The sequence below is a fragment of the Oleiharenicola lentus genome (genome assembly GCF_004118375.1).
Classification (GTDB): Bacteria; Verrucomicrobiota; Verrucomicrobiia; order Opitutales; family Opitutaceae; genus Lacunisphaera; species Lacunisphaera lenta.
Window position 1 is genome coordinate 3276554 of sequence record NZ_SDHX01000001.1, and the last position, 19002, is coordinate 3295555.

The following is a 19002-nucleotide window of genomic DNA, read 5'->3' on the forward strand; positions in this document are numbered from 1 at the left end:
GAGCGCCGGTTCCATCCGAGCCCGCCGACAAACCCTTGCCGCCGCCCCGGCGCCCGCTACTTAAGACCTCGTGCGTTCTCCCCTCCACCGCGCCACTGCCGCGGCCTGTTTGCTCGCTGCCTCCACCTTCTTTGCCGCCGAGCCGCCCCCGCCCTGGGCCTACGGATTCAAGGAACCGCCTCCGCCCGGCACCGCTCAAGTTCCGCCCGGCAAGGCCGGCCCACCGCCGACCGACCCGGTGAAGCACGGCCTCCCCGGCACCGACCGCGCCTTCACGCGCGCCGAGATCACGGACATCTTCGCTCCGGCCGACTACTTCCCCGGCGAGCACCCCGCTCCGCCGGAAATCGTTTCGCACGGCAAGCCGCCCGTCGTGTGGTCCTGCGCCCGCTGCCATTATTACAACGGCCAGGGCCGCCCGGAAAACGCCGGCCTCGCCGGCCTGCCCGTGGATTACTTCATCGCGCAGATGCAGGCGTTCCGCAACGGCGACCGCCACAGCGCCGACCCGCGCAAACCGAACACGCCGATGATGATCGAATTCGCCCGGGGCATGACCGACGCGGAAATCCGTGCCGCCGCCGAATACTACGCCGCCCAACCATGGCGGCCGTGGATCCGCGTCGTCGAGACCGAGCGTGTGCCGCAGACCACGATCTCCGCCGGCATGTATCTGCAGGTGCCCGGCGGTAGCGACGAACTGCTCGGCCACCGCATCATCGAGGTCCCCGTGGACCCGGAGTCCGTTGAAATCCAGCGCAGCCCGCAGGTCGGGTTCATCGCCTACGCGCCGGTCGGCAGCATCAAGCGCGGCGAGGCACTCGTCACCACTGGCGCCGGCAAGACCGTCGCCTGCGCCGCCTGCCACGGCCCGGAACTGAAAGGCATGCCCCTGCCCAACGTCGGCACAATGCCCGGACTCGCGGGCCGCTCGCCCAGTTACGTGGTCCGTCAGCTGTTCGACATCCAGCACGGCCACCGCCGCGGTCTGCACGTCGAGCTGATGAAGCCCGTTGTGGCCAATCTCACCACCGATGACATGCTGGCTATCGCCGCCTACCTCGCCTCGCTGAGGCCGTAAGCCGTATTTTCAAACCCTCCCAGTTCTCAACAGCTGACATTCTGAGTCCCCTATCCAAGTCGGAGCCAACATAAGTGCGACCATCAATAAACGTCCCTACCGTCATCCTGAGCCGTGCGAAGGATCCAGCGGCACAACCGACTGCGGACATCAGCTTGGATCCTTCACTGCGTTCAGGATGACAGCCAAGTTTGAAAGCAATTCTTTGACGCACCCGATGTCCCTGATCTGCCCGCTCTGCCGCGACGCGCTGCTTCCCGCCGGAAAATCCTACCGCTGCGGCAAGGGCCACAGTTTCGATCTCGCGAAGGAGGGCTATCTTTCGCTCCTGCACGGCCGACAAAAGGGTGACGGACGCGGCGATTCGAAAGCCATGATGCTGGCCCGCGACCGCGTGCACCGTGCCGGCGTGTTCGATCCGTTGCTGCAGGCGCTGTCCGCGCTGCGCTTTGACCCACCTTTGCGCTCCGTTCTGGAGCTGGGTTGCGGCGAGGGATTCTTCCTCGGTCATGTCGCCCGGGCGCACCAGGTCCCCGTGAGTTACGGCCTCGACCTGTCGGTCGACGCCGTGAAGCTCGCCGCCCGGACCCAGCGGCAGTCGCTCATCCTGCGCGCCGACCTGCTCACCGGCCTGCCATTCGCGGATGCGAGCCTTGACCTCGTACAATCGATCTTCGCCCCTCGTCCGCTGGCCGAGATCCGGCGCGTGCTGCGTCCGGGAGGTCATGCACTTTTCATCTATCCCCAAGCGGACCACTGGCACGAACTCCGCGCTTTTCTGCCGCTGGCCGGAATCGGCGAAGAGAAGCTTCAGGCGGCCGGTCTCGCGGGCTTCGTGCCGGTCAGCGAGGAGGCGGTCGTGACCCCGCGTGAACTCACCCATGACCTGCTCACGGACTTGGTGGAAATGTCGCCCTCGATCCACCGGCTGGAGCGGGACGGCGTGCCGTGGCGGGAGCAGTTGCCCGCCCGTCTCACCGCCACGCTTTCCGTACGCGTGATGCTTTGCCGCAAGCCGTGAGCGGCACTGAGCGCGACATGCGTGTCAGCGACAGGGAATGGCTTGCGCTCGCCGTAGCCGCCCGCCTAGTTAGAAATCGTGATGAGCGCCCCCCGGAACCACGCACAACCGGCGGCCCCCTGCCAACTCACGACCGATGATGGCTGGCGTGAGTTCTGCAACCCCTGAACGACATGGCCCGTCCCGATCACCGGCGTTTACTGCGTTCCGTCCTGCTCGCTTTCGCGTGGATTTTGGTCTTCCACGGCACTGCTCTGCCACCGGCGTATGCGCAGACCGCAGCCGATCCGCGGGTCACCGCCGACGCCGCGCGCTGCCTGCAGATTGACCAGGCCCTGGCCGAGCTGAACACGGAGGCCCGCAGCGGTGCTCTCCCGCCCGAACTCTACAAGCAGCGCTCCGCCGTGCTCACCGAGGAACGCACCCGCATCACCGCCGCCTACGGCGCGCGCAATACGCCTCCCGCCCAAGGCCTGCTGGCCGAATACAACCGCCTCAAAGCTGCCGCCGCCGCCGAAGCCCGCGCACGGACCGCTGCCGAGACCAAGGCGAAACGCGAAGCGGCCGCCGCCGAGGCCAAAGCCAAGCGTGACGCCGCCGCCGCGGAAGCCGCCGAGAAAGCCCGGGTGAAAAAAGAGGCCGCCGAGGCCGCCACCGCGGAAAAAGCCCGTCAGGCCGAACTTGTCGAGGACGCCATCTTCGCCGACGTCAGTGCGGTGGCCGACGAGCGCATCGCGCGTGCACGGGATGCGTTCTATCGCGATTTCAGCCTGCCAGCCCCCACGCCCGACGCCGTCGCCGCGCAGCAGACGGCCGCCGCCGAGCAGCTGCGGGCCAAGCACGTGCCGCCGCAGAGCTCCGAATTGCGGCCGCCCTTCGACCAGCGCGTCAACACGCTCTTCCAGACGCGCCTGCCCGAACGCCGCAACGGATGGTTCGGCGAGGTATTCCCCTCGGCGACAGAAATCATGGCCCGCGTGTCGGGTGACATCGAGCAGACAGCCGCGCTTGAAATTGCCGCCCGCCGCCTCGCGGAAAATACGACCGGCGTTCGTCCCTACGCCGTGCAGACACTGATCGAGTCCTATCAGGCCGCCCGCCGCGACCTGAAGATGGATTTCACCGGGGTCTCCCGTCTCGCGCAGGACAAGGAGTTCGAAGCCCGGGTCTTTGAGAAAAGCCTGCCCGCCTACGCCGCCAACCTCCGCAAGCTGGCGGAGCGTGACCGGCTGGCCGCCGAAGCCGAGGCCAGGCGCAAGCGGATGAACCAGATGTCCAACCTGCTGACGCTGCTGGTTCTCGTCGTGGGCCTATGGTTTCCCGTGCGCCTGATGCGTCGCCGGGCATTTCGTTGGGACCGTCAGGCGCTGACGGAAGCGGCCTGGGAAAAGCAGATGGCCGCCACCCCCCTGCCGAAAGACCTCTGGTGGATCGAGGTGCCCGGCTACCGCTACCCGGCTTCGCTGTTTTCCGGCCAGATTTACGACAAGGAAGTGTGGACCGAAACCACGGTGTCCACGACCACCACTGTTAACCCCGGTACCGGGTCCGGCTCCTACTACACGCCGCCGAGCACTTCCACGACCACCCATGTCTCCTCGACCACCTATCACCGCTACTGGCTGCGGACCCCGGAGGGAAAGCAGACCTGGTTGAAATTCTCCGACCACGAGGTCCTGGCGTCCGTCGGCCACAAGCTCAGCTCAATCTGGAGTTCCAGCAACCAGGTGCTGATGGCCTATAACCATGCCACGGGCACGTTCGTCTCGCCAAAGTGGTGGAGCCAGGCAGTGCATACCCCGCCATACTGGCGCACCATCTGCCTCACCATGCTGCTGTGCCTCGCCGTCACCGGTCTAGGCGTAGCGGGCATCGCCCTCGGCACGGGCCTGACCGAAGAAAACCTCGAAGAGCACATCGCCTTCGCCATCAGACTCGGCTGGGCCCTGCTCATCCCGGCCTTGTTTCTACTGATGATGTATGCGGGCATCGTCAGTGCGGTGATCACCACCCGGAGACAGAATCATTTTCGAAAGCAAGTCGCGCCCCGCTACGAAGCCTTCCTGCGCAGCTACGATCCGGAGATTCCGGAGGTGACGAAGGACTGAGGGCGAGGTTGATAAGCTTTAGGCTTGGGCCACGGCCCCCAACCGACATCGCCGGCTGCAGGATGATCGCACGGCTCGGCACCGTCCCGGTTGATGAGCCGAGGGTCAAAACCGCCATCGCCAACCCGGCGGGCTCCCCCATGCTGGGCGTCCTTGCCTGACGGGGCCAAACCCTTTCCCTTCTGTCGTGTCATCCTCCTCCGCTTCATCTGCCGCCCCGACCCTGCCGCCGACCCTTCACCGCTGGCTCTCAGGCGCGGCGCTGCTGGGAATCCTGGCCTCCAACATCCTCGGCGGCGACCGCAGCGCGGGCAGCTGGCTATTTCTGGTGCTGTTCAGTCTTTGGGCCATGGCACCGTGGGTGGCGCTGCTGCTGGCCGGACGGTTTCTACAGAATGCCTGGATCACGACGGGCGCCGCACTGCTCGGCCTCGCGGTGGAGGCGGGCATCCGGTCCTCGGTGTTTCTTTTCCCGCGCGGCTCCACCGCTGCCATCGCGCTGGTGTTTTCCCCCGCCCTGATCTTCGCCGGCGCCTTTCCTGCGGGCGCGGTGCTCGGTTGGCTCGCCGGCCGGCTCTGGCGTTGGCACCCGCTGGGGCGGATCGCCGTCGTGCTTCTGGCCGGGATCGCTCCCGGACTGGTCTGGTTGAAACTGGCGCGCCCCGAGCTTTTTCCGACCACCGTTCTGGCCCGGAACGCCGCGCTCGCACGCATCGGACCGCCGCGCGTGGCTGTCGGCGGCGACACCTTTCTGCGCACGCCGGTGCCGGAAGCGCGATCGGCTTGGACTGAGGCTGACGATCTCCATCCGCACCCGGGGACGGAGCTGGTGATCGCTTCCCAGACCGGCGCACGGCTGATGGACCCCGCCACGCTCGCCACCCTCGCGCAGCTAGATTTTCCGCACCTGCCAGCCGGCACCTGGAACTGGTTTTCGCGACTGGTGCGAATCGGCGACCGTTACGCCATCGCCCAGACCGGCGGCGGATACTCGGAAACCAAGGTCCTTGGCCTCGATGGTTCCTTGCTCTGGGCCTACCGGCCCGACCCGAAACTGCCGCCCAGTTCCCTGGTCCCCGCCGACCTCGACCGGGATGGCCAGACCGAATTTTACAGCACCACCACCCATTCGCTCGTGCGCCTCGACCAGGCGGGACGCGAAATCTGGAGCCAGCCGGCTGGACTCGCCGGGATCACGACTCTCCTGCCGGCGGATGGCCCGCACCCCGCCGTCATCCTCACCGTCGAACACGGCCGTCGCGCCGCCGTGTGGGACACGCAGGGCAAATTGCTGGCCGAGAAACCGGTACCCGCGGACGACGCGCCCCTCGCCTTGGTGAACCACCCGCGCGGACGCGTCCTGATTTATGGCGGGGCCAGTGCCCGCGGCCATGCGCTGACGGGCGAACTGCTGTTCGAGGTGCCCCTGCCGGACATGCGCCTCGTGTCCGCCCATGGCGTGCGCCTTCACCCCGGCGACCCGGGTCACCTCGCGCTTGTCGCCACCGCCGATCGTGACACCAATCGCAGCCGGGCCCTCTTGGTCGCAGCGGACGGGAGGATCGCTTACGATGAGATCACCGCCGACCTGCCCCGCTGGCTACCGGTGCTCCAGGCGGACGGCAGTCATGGGCTCTTCCTGGCTCGCCCCCATTTGCTCGAGCGTCTCAATCCTGTCGCCCCGCCTTCCGGCATCATAAACTCGCCATGAAAAAACCGATCCTCCGACTGCTGCTTGCGTTGCTGCTGCCGGTTACGGCACTGACCGCCCCGCCGCCGAATATTATCCTGATCCTCGCCGACGATCTCGGATACGGGGAACTTGGCAGTTACGGCCAGAAGCTCATCGCCACGCCGCATCTCGACCGCCTCGCCGCGGAAGGCGTGCGCTTCACGCAGTTCTACGCCGGCAGCACGGTGTGCGCGCCCTCGCGCAGCGTGCTCATGACCGGCCAGCATACCGGCCACACCCGGGTGCGAGGCAACGCGGGTCGCGACCGCCCCGCCGCACAGACGCTCCTCGCCGAAGACGTGACCGTGGCGCGCGTGCTCCAGCAGGCCGGCTACCGCACCGGCCTCGTCGGCAAATGGGGCCTCGGCCTCATTGACCAACCCGGCGAGCCCCGCCAGCAGGGTTTCGACACCTATTTCGGCTTCCTCCACCAGACCCACGCCCACAACCATTTTCCCGACTTCCTCTGGCGCGATGGCGTAAAGGTTCCGCTGCCCAACGATCTCGTCCCGATCGGCCCAATCGAGGGCGTCGGCTACGCCACGAAAAAATTGGCCTACGCCGGCGACCTGTTCGCCCAGGAGGCCAAGGACTTCGTGACGGCCAATGCCAAGCGACCATTCTTTCTTTTTCTCTCCGTGGTCGTGCCGCACGCCAACAACGAGCGTACCCGCGAGCTCGGCGACGGTCACGAGGTCCCGGACTTAGGTGCTTACGCGGACAAACCCTGGCCCGACACGGTCAAGGCCCACGCCGCCATGATTACGCGGCTCGACACCCAGGTGGGCGAACTGATGGCCACGCTCAAAGCGCAGGGTCTCGACAAAAACACGCTCGTGCTTTTCACGAGCGACAACGGTCCGCACAACGAGGCCGGCCCCGGCTACGACCCGCAGTTTTTCTCGCCGAGCGGCCCGTTCACCGGGCTGAAACGCTCCCTCACCGACGGCGGGATCCGGGTGCCTTGTATCGCCCGTTGGCCCGGCCAGATCGCCCCGGGACGCGTCTCGGATCACGTCGGCTATTTCGGTGACCTCATGGCCACCTTTGCCGATCTCGCCGGGGCCAAGACGCCCGCCGACGCCACCGACAGCATCAGCCTCTTGCCCACCCTGCTCGGTCGTGGCCAACAGGCCCTACACGACCACCTCTACTGGGAATTCTACGAGAACGGCGTGAGCCAGGCCGTGCTCCTCCATGGCCGATGGAAAGGCATCCGCGAAAAGAACGTGATGGCCCCGATCCGCCTTTACGACCTCACGACGGATCTCGCCGAGCAAACCGACCTCACCGCCAAGTACCCCGAGATCGTCGCCCGCCTCGCCGCCCTGATGCGCGACGCGCACACGCCAAACGAGCACTGGAAAATTCCGGGGCTGGTCGCACAATAAATGATTTGGTCAATCCTTGGAGCCGGGGCGCGCTCGCCCCGGCCTGGTCCGCTACCGCAGGTAAGCGTCCAGACATTCGTCCAGTTCCGCGAGCTTGTCGTGCGTCAGTTGTCCGAGCGCACCTTTGAGGCGCCCCTTCCGCACCTGTCGGATGCCGGGAATCACTGCAAAGCTATCCTTGCCGGCAAAGCTGCCGACCGCGAGACGCAGAGGCCAGATTTCCGGCGCGATGCTGGATGTCGGCACGACGACCACCGTGTTGAGCACCTCGTTGTGCGCCGTGCCCGACACGACGATGGCCGGCCGCACCTTGCCCATCTCGGGCGGATACGTGTCACTCAAGTCCACCCACACGACCGTGCCGCGCTTCATGGCTTTCGCGGCTCGATCTCGTCGCTGAGCGGGGCCGACTCCCATACTTCCATCGCCGCGCACTCCTCGGGATTCTTGTCCAAAAATTCCTGATAAACCACCGCCGCCTCGCGGTTTGCCCGCGCCCGGTGCTCCTTCTCGATCAAATCACGCACATAAGCCGAGATGCTCTCGTCCTTCGGCTTCAGCGCCGTGACTTTTTTGACCAAGTCGGCCTCTAGCTTTATGGTAGTCGCTGGCATACCTGATCAGTAGTTATTTGGTATTCGCTGTCAACCATCGCGAAACGGCGAGCCGCGAGGGTGCCACAATGCGGAGCTGGAAGGCCCCGCGGCAGGCTTGTCCTCACCCGGCGAGCATGCAGAATTTCGGGCATGGCAGCGCCACGCCAGCCAGGGGATCAAGCATCCGAACCGGAGGATGCCTGTCGCGCGGAAAACCAAGAGGCGCTCCCGGCGTCTTTCTCATCTTTCGCCCTCATCGTCCCATCTGTCCGCCCGTTCCCTGAAACCCCAACCTGCCAAGCCATGAATAATTCGATGATCCGTCCTGACAAATCCGGTTTTATCTCTGTAGGGAAAATGCAATTTCTGCGCGCGATTTGTCTCACCGTTCGCGCAGTTCTCGTTGGTGTCATCCTTGGCGGCGCCGCGACCCCGGCCGCTGCGCAGTCGACCCGGTTCGAACCGGCGCCTGACGATCCCCGCATCATCGCCGTGATCGCGAACCGGGATCGCTTGAACGCGGCCCTCCGGACAGGGGATGCGAGTGTCGTCGACGGTTTGCTCGCCTCGGACTTTGTAGTGAACGCGCCGATCGGACAGGTCGTCGACCGGGCGAATCTCCTGGGCCGTATTCGAACAGGCGAGGTCCGGCAGGAAGAAACGGTCCTTAACCTGAAATTCGCCGGTGTGCGCGGCAACCTGGTCGTGCTGATGGGTGAAGAGATCGTGCGCCCGGCCGCGCTGATGCCGAACGCCGGCAGCACCGTGCGCCGCCGCTTTACCGACGTATGGCGCGAAGACGGCGGCACTTGGAAGCTCGCGATCCGCCAGGCGACGATTGTCGCGGTCGATTAACTCACCCGCGCCCAGAGCAGCTTGAGGTAGCGGCTTTCGAGGCAGTTGGAGTAAACGGGATGATCCACACCGGGGCCGGTGCGGTCAAAGATCTGGAGACGGCGGTTGAGGCGGTGCACGCCCTTGATCACGCACTCCTCGAAGGTCTCCAGCGACACGAGGCCCGAGCACGAACAGGTGACGAACAGGCCGCCGGGCTTCACGAGGCTGGCGGCGATGGTGTTCAGGTCGGCGTATTTCCGCATGCCCTCGGCGGCGAACTCCGGATCGCGCGTCATCACGAACTTCGGCGGGTCGCAGAGCACGGCGTCGAACTGCTCGCCGTTGGTCTTCATCTGTTTCGCGTAGGCAAAGGCGTCGGCGTGCACCCACTTGAGCTTGTTGGGCGAGACCTGGTTGAGGTTCGCGTTGCGCCGGCCCTGGGCGATGACCTTTTCATCGAGGTCCACGGCCGTGATCTCGGTCGCGCCGCCGAGCGCGGCGTTGATCGAGAAGCCGCCGGTGTAGCTGCACAGGTCGAGCACGCGCATGCCCTTCACGAGTTCGCCGAAACGCTTCCGGTTGTCGCGCTGGTCGCAGAAGAAACCCGTCTTGTGCCCCTCGGCGAAATCCACCTCGTATTTCACCCCGTGTTCACGGATGCGCACCTTGTCGGGCGCGGAGGCCGTTAGCTCCTTCATCTGCGAAGGCTTGATGCCCTCGAGGCTGCCGAGGTCGTGGTCCACGTGGACGCGCACGTGCTTCGTGCCGCACAGCTCGTGCAGGAGCGGCAGCCACTTCGGCAGGCGCTGGAAGATGCCGAGCGAATAGACGTCGCAGTAAAGCGTGTCGCCATAGCGGTCGATCGTCAGGCCGCTGATGCCGTCGCCGTCGGAATTGATCACGCGCCAGGCGTCGGTCACGGCGTCGAGCTTGCCAAAATCCTTGCGCAGCGCGACGGCCCGGCGGATGGCCGTCTCAAAATACTCCTCGCCCAGCGGCTGCGCGGTGTGGACGACCACGCGCAGCGGCATCTTGGCGCGCGGGTTGAAGAGCCCGATACCGACGCGGTGGCCGAACTTGTCGTAAACCGACACCAGATCACCGGGCCGGGCGTCGGACGACACCTCGCCGAGCATGCGCGGGAAGATCGCCGGCTGGAACGACACGAACTTCAGCTGTGCCCACGGCCGCTGCCACTGCGATTGGGGTAGCGGCTCAGGCTGGTCGGCCCAGGACGGAGCCTTGGTCTTCACCGCCGGCTCAGGGCGGAGGGCGGGTTTGTTGGCAGCGGATTTGGCCTCGCGGGCGTCGGACATGGGCGGATTGGGAAGCATGCCGCGACGCTTGGCAATCCATTGGAGGCGGGACTAGCAGTCCCGCGAAATAGGGATCACGACACCTGGAACACGCGAGGCGGATGGTCCCGCCTTGTTGCTCCACCAAACGAAAAGGCCGGTCCCGAAGGACCGGCCTTGAAAGATTTCGAGACGGAGGGGTCCCGGCTCCCGTTTCGGCAGCGTGCCTTACGCCACGCGCTCGACGACGAGCGGGGGCGGGATCGGGCGTTTCGGGGCGAGACGGTAGGCGTCCTTGAAGTAGTTCAGCGCCTGCTCGAGCTTCGCCTCGTCGTTGTAGTGGATCATCATCAGCGGCTCGCCCTGCTTGACCTGCGTGCCGACCTTCTTGATCTCCGAGACGCCGACGGCGTAGTCGATCTTGTTGTGGTGCGCGGGGTCCTTGCCGGCGCCGAGGAGCGAGACGCCCTTGGCGATCATGGCGGCGTTGATGGTGTGAACGTAGCCGCGCTTCGGGGCGGGCAGCTTGCGGATGTGGCGCGCGGTCGGGAACTTCTCCGGGTGGTCGATGAAGGACGTGTCACCGCCCTGGGCGCGGATCATGTCCTTGAACTTCTCCAGCGCGGAGCCGTCGGTGAGGTGGCGCTGCACGGTCTGCTTGGCCGAGAGCGTGGAGCCCGCGACGCCGGCGAGGCGCACGATTTCCATGCCGAGCTTGAGCACGAGCTCTTTCATGTCCTCCGGGCCCTCGCCCTTCAGGAGCGCGATGGCCTCCTTGAGCTCGAGCGCGGTGCCGACGGTGTCGCCGAGCGGCTGGTTCATGTCGGTGACGAGCGCGACGCAGCGGCGCTTCATGGAGCGGCCGACGCGGGTCATGGAACGGGCGAGCTGCTTGGCCTGCTCGAGATCCTTGATGAAGGAGCCGTTGCCCCACTTCACGTCGATCACGAGGCCCTCGGCGCCCTCGGCCAGCTTCTTGGAGAGCACGCTGCCGGTGATGAGCGGGAGGCTCGGGATGGTGCCGGTCTCGAGGCGCAGGTCGTAGAAAATCTTGTCGGCCGGCGCGAGATCGGTGCTCTGTTCGGCGATCGCGCCGCCGACACGGGCGAGCTGATCCTGGAAGTGCTGGATCGTCATGTGGCTCTTGAAGCCGGGGACGGCCGAGAGCTTTTCCAGCGTGGTGATGACGAACTCCTGTTCGACACCGCACATCATCGGCACCACGACGCCGCTGGCCATCGCGAGCGGGGCGAGCACGAGGGCGGTCTTGTCGCCCACGCCGCCGGTCGAATACTTGTCGATCTTCGGCTTGGCGATGTGGGACAGGTCAATGACCTCGCCCGACAGCATCATTTCCTCGGTGAGAATCGCCGTCTCCTGCGCCGACATGTTCGCGAAGTAGATCGCCATCAGCAGGGCGGCCTGCTGGTGCTGCGGCATCTCCCCGTCGAGGGTCGAGTCGATGATGTAGCGGATTTCTTCCTGCGTGAATTCCTGGCCGTCGCGTTTCTTCTCAATCAGGGAAGTAAACGACGGCTTGATGAACCGACGCGTGGGAATGGGACGTTTTCTCATGGAGGAGGTCACTGTAGGTAATTGGCGAAACGGCGCCTTGCGGCGCAAAGCTCGAAGAGGCAATGGTTTTTGACGATTTTGTCGAGCCTAAAAACCCGGCATGACCGCGAGTTATTCACCGCGGCAGCCAGCCGGGCACGCAGATCAGGCCTGGCCGGCGCACCCGCGAAAATGCTTCTTGCTCAGAGCCAAGCGCAATTCCTCAATCGCCCGATGTCCCTCCCGTTCAACGTCGCCGCCCATCTCGATGCCCGCCTTCGGGCCGCTGCCGATCGTCTCGGCCTGGCCGGACGCGGCTTTGATCCCGAGGTCCGCGTGGCCGATCCGGCACATGGCGACTACCAGGCCAACGGCGCCCTCGCCTTCGCCAAACGCGAAAAACAAAACCCGCGCGCCCTCGCCCAGCAGATCGTGGATCAGGCGGCGGAATTGTCGGCCGATTTCGACCTCACGCTCGCCGGCCCGGGCTTCATCAATTTCCGCGCCAAGCCCGCCTCCCTGCTCACCTGGCTCAGCACCCACGATTCCGAGGAACAACTGCGCGCCGGCGCCTCCGCCAGCCACGCCGGCCAAACCTGGGTCGTTGACTACTCTTCGCCCAACACCGCGAAACAGATGCACGTCGGCCACCTGCGCTCCGCCGTGATCGGCGAGGCCATCTGTCGACTGCTAGCCTTCACCGGCGCGAAAGTCATCCGCGACAACCATCTCGGCGACTGGGGCACGCAGTTCGGCAAGCTCATCTACGGCTACAAGCGCTGGGTGGACGACGAGGCGCTGATGACCGACCCGATCGAGGAACTGGAGCGTCTCTACAAGCTCGGCCATGCCGCCACGCCCGACGGCTCGCCCGAGCTCGAGGAAGCCAAACGCGAACTCGTCAAGCTCCAGACCGGCGACGCGCAGAACGTCGCTCTCTGGAAAAAATTTTCCGACGTCAGCCTCGCGGCCTTCCAGCAGATCTACGACCGGCTCGGCATCGTGTTCGACCACAACCTCGGCGAGTCGTTCTACAACGACAAGGTCGAGCGCATCTACCGCGAACTGGGCGAGACCAAGCTCGCCGAGACCAGCGAGGGCGCCCTCGTGGTCTTTCACCCCGAGCACCCGCGCTTCGCCAAGCAGCCGTTTCTCATCCGCAAGGCGGACGGCGCGAGCAACTACGCCTCGACCGACCTCGCCACCGCACTTTACCGCACCGAGCACTTCACGGCCGATGGCATCGTCGTCGTCACCGACTTCCGCCAAGGCGACCATTTCGAGCAGCTCTTCCTCACGGTGAAGAAATGGTTCGCCGCGAAAAGCTACCGCCTGCCCGAGTTGCACCATGTGACCTTCGGCGCCGTGACCGGCGAGGACGGCAAGGCGCTCAAGACCCGCGACGGCGGCGTCATCAAGCTCAAGGCCCTGCTCGACGAGGCGGAAGACCGCGCCTTCGCGATCGTCACGGAGAAAAATCCCGACCTGTCCGAGGACGAGCGCCGCGAGATTGCGCGCGCCGTGGGCATCGGCGCCGTGCAATACGCCGACCTCGCGCAAAACCGCTCGAGCAACTACGTGTTTTCGTGGGACAAGATGCTGGCGCTCGAGGGCAACACCGCGCCCTACCTGCTCTACGCCGTGGCGCGCGTGCGTTCCATCTTCCGCAAAGCCGAGCTTGATCCCGCCCAGCCGCCGGTCGCCGGTGCCACCGCCCCCGAGACCGCGCAGGAACTCGCGCTGGCCCGCAAGCTCGTGCAGTTCGCCGACGCCGTGAAACTCGCCACCGACCAGCTCCGTCCGCACTTCCTCTGCCTCTACCTGTTCGAGCTGGCCGGCGCCTACAGCGCGTTCTACGCCGCCGACAAGGTCATCGTGGACGACCCGGCCGTGCGCGCCCGCCGCCTGCTGCTCTGCCACCGCACGCTCATCACGCTCGAGACCGGCCTGCACCTGCTCGGCCTGCGCACGCTGGAGAGAATGTGATGGGAGGGAATCCCCAAACACCAAACCGCCCAAGCCAAATAGATTTCGAGCCTCCCGGTTTTTAGCCCTTATTTGGCGTTTGGCTTGGGGCGTTTGAGGTTTCCAACCTGACTTCGCTCTTGCGGCGACCCGCCTGCCGGGCAACATCCGCGGCATGGCCAACCAAGAGATTTACGTCCGCGGCGTGAACGACACCGAGGCCCGCGGCCCCTTCACGGTGGAACAGCTGGTTTCGCTGGTCGAAGCCGGTCAGGTCACGCAGGAAACCTATTTCTACGACGCCACCACCGAACAGTGGCTGCTCCTCACCGCCAACCCCGAGCTGAAGGCCGCCCTCTGGCCCGAGAAGAAGAAGATGGGTTTCAAGCACCACGAGTTCAAGGTGGTGAACCAGGAGAAGACCGACAGCGCCCCGCCCATCACCGTGCAGCAGTTCCTCGACGCCGCCGAAGGCAAGACCGAGGACACGAAGGGCAAGAAGGACAAGGGCGAGATCATGATGAACGCCGCCCAGTGGGGCACCCGCGCGGCCGGCCTCATCTCCATCGCCAGCGCGGTCGCGCTGGTGCTGCCCGGCATCGAGGGCCTCACGTCCATGGATTTCGGCAAGATCATGCAGACCCCCGGCGTCATGCTCGGCGTGGTGGACCTGGTCATCGGCGTGCTGCTCTTTCTCGGTGTGATCCAGATTTATCCTTTCGTGCGTTTCCGCGCGGTGTTCGGGCTGGGTTTCCTCGGTTTCGTCTTCATGACCCAGGGCCAGCTCACGCCGATGATCGCCGTGGCCGCCGGCTCGGCGGGCCTGTATTTCTGCACGATTTTCCTGAGCTACGTGCCGCTGGCCGTGGCCGCGCTGCTCGGTCTGGGCGGCATGGCGATGTTGGCGACCATGGCCTACGTCTGACCGGCCGCCGCGGCCCCCGCTCATGCCCGCCGCCGCCCTGCTCCAGCGCCTGCGCCAGCTGTGGCAGGAGGACATCTGGTCGGCCAGTTTCAACCGCGACCGCACCATCCGCAACCGCTTCTACGCGCTGCTTCGCATCGTCTCGATCACGATCTCCGGCCTGCACGAGCTGAAGGTCGCCACCCGCGCCGCCGCGCTCAGCTACAGTTCGCTGCTCGGCCTCGGCCCGCTCATCGCCATCGCCGTGCTCATCTCGGGTTTCGCCCTGGGCAACCGCGACCCCGCGATCATGGCGCAAAAGCTGAACAGCATCATCGGCTTCATCGCACCCCAGGTCGCCCAATACGACCACCCCGAGGAGGACGGCACTCTCGAGCTCCGGCCCGTCACAGTCGGCGCCGACGGCCGCCCCGTCGTCGCGGCCACGGCCGACCCGGAGTTGGTGAAGCTCATCACTCAGTTCATCTCCAGCAGCCGCTCCGGCGCGGCCGGCGTCATCGGCGTGTTCGCGCTGCTGATCATCGTGCTGCAGCTGTTCACCAGCATTGAGAACACGTTCAACGACATCTGGGGCGTGCGCCGCGGCCGCGGATGGCTGACGCGCATCATTTACTACTGGACCACGGTCACGCTCGGCGCGGTGCTCTTCTTCGCCTCCATCACGCTGGTCTCGGCCACCGCGTTTCTAACCGTGTTTGCGCAGTTCGCGGCCAAGCTGCCCCTCGGCGCCCACCTGGTCGAATTCGTCAACTGGCTGCTGCCTTCCTCCTCCTTTCTGCTGCTGATGTCCCTGCTGATGCTGTTCTACCGCACCGTGCCCAACACCCGGGTGAAGTGGGGTGCCGCGCTGATCGGCGCGATCGTGGTCACCGGGCTGCTGTTCCTCAACAACTACGTCGCGTTTCTCTACCTTCAGGGCGTTTTCCGCACCAAGAGTCTCTACGGCTCCGTCGGCATCTTCCCCATCCTGATGGCAGGCCTCTACATCTTCTGGTTCTTCGTGCTCGTCGGCGGGCAGATCACCTACGCCGTGCAGAACGTGCGCTATCGCAGCAGCCAGACCGCCTGGCACAATCTCAACCACGCCACCCGCGAGAGCATGTCGCTGGTCGTGCTGCTCCTCGTGGCCCGGCGCTTCAAGGCCTGCGCCCCCGCCTACTCCGTCACCGAACTCGCGCACCTCATTCGCATCCCGTCGCAGATTCTCAACGAATCGTTGAACCGGCTCTGCGACCTCGGGCTGATCGACGAGTTGCCGCCCGCCGAAGGCTCCGACCCTAACGACCACCGCTACCAGCCCGCGCGCCCGCTCGACAAGATCACGCTTTCCGACTTCCGCGAAAAATTCGAAAACTACGGCGAAGCCCCCAGCGGCGGTCTGCTCGACCACGTGGACCCGGTGCTCGCCCACTACCACGCCAAGCTCGCCACCGGCATCCCCGCCGCCCTCGGCGCCAAAACCCTCGACGATCTCATCACCGAGCAGGAACCCAGCGCCACCTACGCGCCGTTCCCGACGACGGCGAAGTGAGGCGATCCTGACATTGGCCACAAAAAGGCACGAGAAGCCACGAAAAGCCAGGCCTCGTTTTGGGAACCGGGTCAGCTTGATAGGAATGATGCCATCGTGAGATCGGCGCTCATGGAGCGCCGCTACAGCCGGTTAATCCACCCACCGTGGCGAGGGCCCCCGGCTCCACCCCATCCCGTTAATTTCCTCCGCGCTCTCCGCGACCTCCGCGTTTCAAAATGCCTTTAGATTGAACCTTAAGCCTGCTCCTTCCCGCGCTCCAGCCTTGCCCCTTCCGGCGCTCTCCGCAGCTTCCTGCCGATGCCCCTCACCCCACGGTCCGTGCTCGCGCTTGGCTGCGTCCTCGCGGGCAACGCAATCTTCGCCGCCCCGGTTCCTTTCGCCCGCCTCTCGCTCGAGAAAACCACGCTCGAAATCGCGACCGTCGCCGGCGATTTGTCGGCGCCTTTCGATCTCGCGTGGGGACCGGACAACCAGCTTTGGCTCACCCAACTGGACGGTCGCGTCTGGCGCCTCAACCCGGACACCGGCGAGCGCACCCCCGTGCACGATCTCTCCGGGCGCATCTTCCACCGCCGTTCGCACGGCCTGCTGACGCTCACGTTTCACCCGTGGTTCGCCACCGCGCCCTACGTCTATCTGCACTACGTTTACCAGGAGCCGACACAGGGCGCGCAAGAGATCGTGCGTTCGCGCGTTGTACGCTGCCGCTGGGACGGCACGCGGCTCGGCGAACCCGAGACGATCTTCGACGCGATCCCCGGCGCCTCCTACCACAACGGCTCGCGTCTCGCCTTCGGCCCCGACGGCAAGCTCTACGTCTCCACCGGCGACGTCGGTGATCCGCCCGCCAGCCTCGATCCCGCCCGGCTCAGCGGAAAGATCCTGCGCCTGAATCCCGACGGCACGACCCCCGCCGACAATCCGTTTCCCGGCAGCCCGGTGTGGACCCTCGGTCACCGCAACGCGCAGGGCCTCGCATTCTCCCCCGACGGACGCACCTATCTCTCCGACCACGGCGCCAACAACGACGACGAGATCAACCTGCTCCAACCCGGCCGCAACTACGGCTGGCCCGCCATCGAGGGCTTCATTGACCGCCCGCACGAGATCGCCGCGGCCAAGCAGCAGACCATCACCGAACCGCTGCGTGCATGGACGCCGACCATCGCCGTCGCCGGCCTCGCCTACTACAACCACGCCGCCGTCCCCGAGTGGCGCGGCCGGCTCCTGCTCGCCAACCTCAAAGGTCGCGCCCTCCGCGTGCTGCCGCTCAGCGCCACCGGCGACGCCATTGCCGGCGAACGCATTTTCCTTCAGGAACGGCTGGGCCGCATCCGCCAGGTTTGCGTCACCCCCAACGGCGACATTTATCTTCTCACGAGCAACACCGACTGGCACCCGCGCTTCCAACCTTGGATGTATTCCGGACTGCCCACCGGACCCGACCGCATCGTGCGTCTCCGCGCCGTGAGCAAACCGATTCCCGCGGCGTTGCGCGAGCTGCCCGAATGGCGGGAGGACCCGGAGCCGCTGTCGCTCAAGAGCGAGGACTGGAGCCTCCCGCCCACGACCGAGGCCCTGCGCGCCGGTCAGCAGCTCTATGCTCAGCATTGCCTGCCCTGCCATGGCCCGGAGGGTCAGGGCGCTCCCGGCCTGATCCCGCCGCTGACCAAAACCGACTGGGTGAAAAACAAGAACCGCCTCCTGCAGGTCGCGCTCAACGGCCTCTCCGGCCGCATCGAGGTCAACGGCGAGTTCTACCAGCAGGAGATGCCCGCCTTCCGTCACCTATCCGACGACGACCTCTCCGCCTTGTTGACCTACGTTCGTGCCAGTTTCGAAAACGAATCCAACGCCGTGACGCCCGCCGAAGTCGCCGAAGAGCGCAAAGGGCTGAAGTGACGCAAAACCCTGATAGCCACAAAAAACCCGCATCAAGTGCTCCTGATGCGGGTTGGGGAAATGGTCGGGCTGGTGAGATTCGAACTCACGACCTCTTGCACCCCATGCAAGCGCGCTACCAGGCTACGCTACAGCCCGATGATTCATCGGAAGGGCGAAGAAGCCCCATGCCCCCGGCGTAGGCAAGTCATTATTTTCACCGAAAGTGGCGCGAGGGGGGAGACTCGAACTCCCGACGACCGGTTTAGAAAACCGGTGCTCTATCCAGCTGAGCTACCCTCGCGAAAACCGCCGCAAGATGAAGCCCACCCGCCCCTTCTCCAAGTCGAAAGATGGGGATAGTCCAGCCCCGGGAACAAAACCCGTGCTTCCGCTTTGCCGGAGGAAAACTGGAGCCGCTTGTCGGATTTGAACCGACGACCTACTCATTACGAATGAGTCGCTCTACCAACTGAGCTAAAGCGGCGCGAGGCGGGGATATCGCGGTTCAATCTGCCCCTAGGCAAGCCCGTTTTTATCACCACCGATTGTGACCCCGCGCCTGTAACTAAGGTTGCACTGATAAGACCCACAACTACCCAGCAATAGTCTGGCTTTCAGACATCGGGCTTTCCAACCTTCTCGACATGTCCCGCGCCGGTTTTACCACTCCTCTGCGCGCTCGCACTCTACGATGCCTGCTGGGACTCGCCTTGCTCGGCCCGCTCGTCGCCCAAACCACCTTGGTGGACGGAACCTATACGAACCAGTCCTTCTCCGGTCTCGTGACCGTAAGTGCGAGCAACAGCGCCATCAACTTCAGCGGCACGAACACCTTCATCGCCGCCACGGCCACATTCGGCCTCAACTCCGGTATCGTCCTTGCGGCCAGTTCGGCGTTCACGATCGATTCAGCCTCCACCGGCTCGGGTGACCTGGCCATTGCCTCCAGTAACGCCGGCGCCTCCTTCACCAACCAGGGTTCGCTGACCCACAGCGCCAACAACTCCCACGGCCAGATCTACGCCCCCACCTTCACCAACGAGGGCTCCATCACCGCCCTCAACACCGCGGGTTACACG

The 19002-nt window shown here is 65.3% G+C and carries 15 protein-coding genes and 3 tRNA genes; 11 read left to right on the forward strand and 7 right to left on the reverse strand.

Annotation, left to right across the window (positions count from 1 at the left end):
• Positions 1-70: 70 nt before the first annotated feature.
• The 5 genes from ESB00_RS13595 (at position 71) to ESB00_RS13615 (ending at position 7333) form a co-directional block, all read left to right on the forward strand.
• Complete coding sequence (locus ESB00_RS13595; RefSeq protein WP_129048220.1) at positions 71-1081, forward strand: c-type cytochrome; 1011 nt, start codon at positions 71-73, stop codon at positions 1079-1081.
• 217 nt (positions 1082-1298) lie between these two features.
• A complete protein-coding gene (locus ESB00_RS13600; protein WP_164976204.1) occupies positions 1299-2102 on the forward strand; it encodes a putative RNA methyltransferase in 804 nt (267 codons plus the stop codon).
• 173 nt (positions 2103-2275) lie between these two features.
• The gene (locus ESB00_RS13605; RefSeq protein ID WP_129048222.1) at positions 2276-4210 is read left to right on the forward strand and encodes a hypothetical protein; all 1935 of its coding nucleotides are present in this window, start codon (positions 2276-2278) and stop codon (positions 4208-4210) included.
• 187 nt (positions 4211-4397) lie between these two features.
• Positions 4398-5921: a hypothetical protein gene (locus tag ESB00_RS13610; RefSeq protein ID WP_129048223.1), complete on the forward strand. Its 1524-nt coding sequence runs from the start codon at positions 4398-4400 to the stop codon at positions 5919-5921.
• Positions 5918-7333 carry an arylsulfatase gene (locus tag ESB00_RS13615; protein ID WP_129048224.1) on the forward strand — a complete coding sequence of 472 codons (1416 nt, stop codon included), beginning with the start codon at positions 5918-5920 and terminating at the stop codon, positions 7331-7333. The genes ESB00_RS13610 and ESB00_RS13615 overlap by 4 nt, the downstream gene beginning before the upstream one ends.
• 51 nt (positions 7334-7384) lie before the next feature.
• On the opposite strand, the gene ESB00_RS13620 is transcribed toward ESB00_RS13615, so the two are convergent.
• Both ESB00_RS13620 and ESB00_RS13625 read right to left on the reverse strand, forming a co-directional pair.
• Positions 7385-7705: a type II toxin-antitoxin system PemK/MazF family toxin gene (locus ESB00_RS13620; RefSeq protein WP_164976205.1), complete on the reverse strand. Its 321-nt coding sequence runs from the start codon at positions 7703-7705 to the stop codon at positions 7385-7387.
• The gene (locus tag ESB00_RS13625; protein ID WP_129048226.1) at positions 7702-7914 is read right to left on the reverse strand and encodes a hypothetical protein; all 213 of its coding nucleotides are present in this window, start codon (positions 7912-7914) and stop codon (positions 7702-7704) included. Before ESB00_RS13625 ends, ESB00_RS13620 begins: the two co-directional genes overlap by 4 nt.
• A gap of 318 nt (positions 7915-8232) precedes the next feature.
• Between ESB00_RS13625 and ESB00_RS13630 the strand changes: the two genes are divergently transcribed.
• A complete protein-coding gene (locus ESB00_RS13630) occupies positions 8233-8784 on the forward strand; it encodes a nuclear transport factor 2 family protein (protein WP_164976206.1) in 552 nt (183 codons plus the stop codon).
• Here the strand turns inward: ESB00_RS13630 and ESB00_RS13635 are convergent.
• Together ESB00_RS13635 and ESB00_RS13640 are read right to left on the reverse strand one after the other, a co-directional pair.
• The gene (locus tag ESB00_RS13635) at positions 8781-10082 is read right to left on the reverse strand and encodes a class I SAM-dependent rRNA methyltransferase (protein WP_129048228.1); all 1302 of its coding nucleotides are present in this window, start codon (positions 10080-10082) and stop codon (positions 8781-8783) included. The genes ESB00_RS13630 and ESB00_RS13635 overlap by 4 nt on opposite strands.
• A 207-nt stretch (positions 10083-10289) precedes the next feature.
• Complete coding sequence (locus ESB00_RS13640; protein WP_129048229.1) at positions 10290-11636, reverse strand: thymidine phosphorylase; 1347 nt, start codon at positions 11634-11636, stop codon at positions 10290-10292.
• 213 nt (positions 11637-11849) lie between these two features.
• Here ESB00_RS13640 and argS point away from each other — a divergent pair, with 213 nt between their 5' ends.
• The 4 genes from argS to ESB00_RS13660 all read left to right on the forward strand — a co-directional run bounded on the left by argS (position 11850) and on the right by ESB00_RS13660 (position 17941).
• On the forward strand, positions 11850-13601 hold the full coding sequence (gene argS / locus ESB00_RS13645; RefSeq protein ID WP_129048230.1) for an arginine--tRNA ligase: 1752 nt from the start codon (positions 11850-11852) through the stop codon (positions 13599-13601).
• A gap of 154 nt (positions 13602-13755) precedes the next feature.
• On the forward strand, positions 13756-14505 hold the full coding sequence (locus ESB00_RS13650) for a GYF domain-containing protein (protein WP_129048231.1): 750 nt from the start codon (positions 13756-13758) through the stop codon (positions 14503-14505).
• Positions 14506-14527: 22 nt separating this feature from the next.
• Positions 14528-16036, forward strand: coding sequence for a YihY/virulence factor BrkB family protein (locus tag ESB00_RS13655; RefSeq protein WP_129048232.1), 1509 nt, complete (start codon positions 14528-14530; stop codon positions 16034-16036).
• Between the two features lie 300 nt (positions 16037-16336).
• Positions 16337-17941, forward strand: a complete 1605-nt coding sequence (locus tag ESB00_RS13660) for a PQQ-dependent sugar dehydrogenase (RefSeq protein ID WP_129048233.1) — start codon at positions 16337-16339, stop codon at positions 17939-17941.
• A 61-nt stretch (positions 17942-18002) separates the two neighbouring features.
• Here ESB00_RS13660 and ESB00_RS13665 read toward each other — a convergent pair.
• The 3 genes from ESB00_RS13665 to ESB00_RS13675 all read right to left on the reverse strand — a co-directional run bounded on the left by ESB00_RS13665 (position 18003) and on the right by ESB00_RS13675 (position 18407).
• Positions 18003-18079, reverse strand: a tRNA-Pro gene (locus ESB00_RS13665).
• 68 nt (positions 18080-18147) lie between these two features.
• A tRNA-Arg gene (locus ESB00_RS13670) sits at positions 18148-18224 on the reverse strand.
• Positions 18225-18331: 107 nt separating this feature from the next.
• A tRNA-Thr gene (locus ESB00_RS13675) sits at positions 18332-18407 on the reverse strand.
• A 160-nt stretch (positions 18408-18567) separates the two neighbouring features.
• On the opposite strand from ESB00_RS13675, the gene ESB00_RS13680 reads away from it, so the two are divergent.
• On the forward strand, positions 18568-19002 hold a 435-nt coding region (locus ESB00_RS13680; protein WP_164976207.1), incomplete at its 3' end, for a hypothetical protein.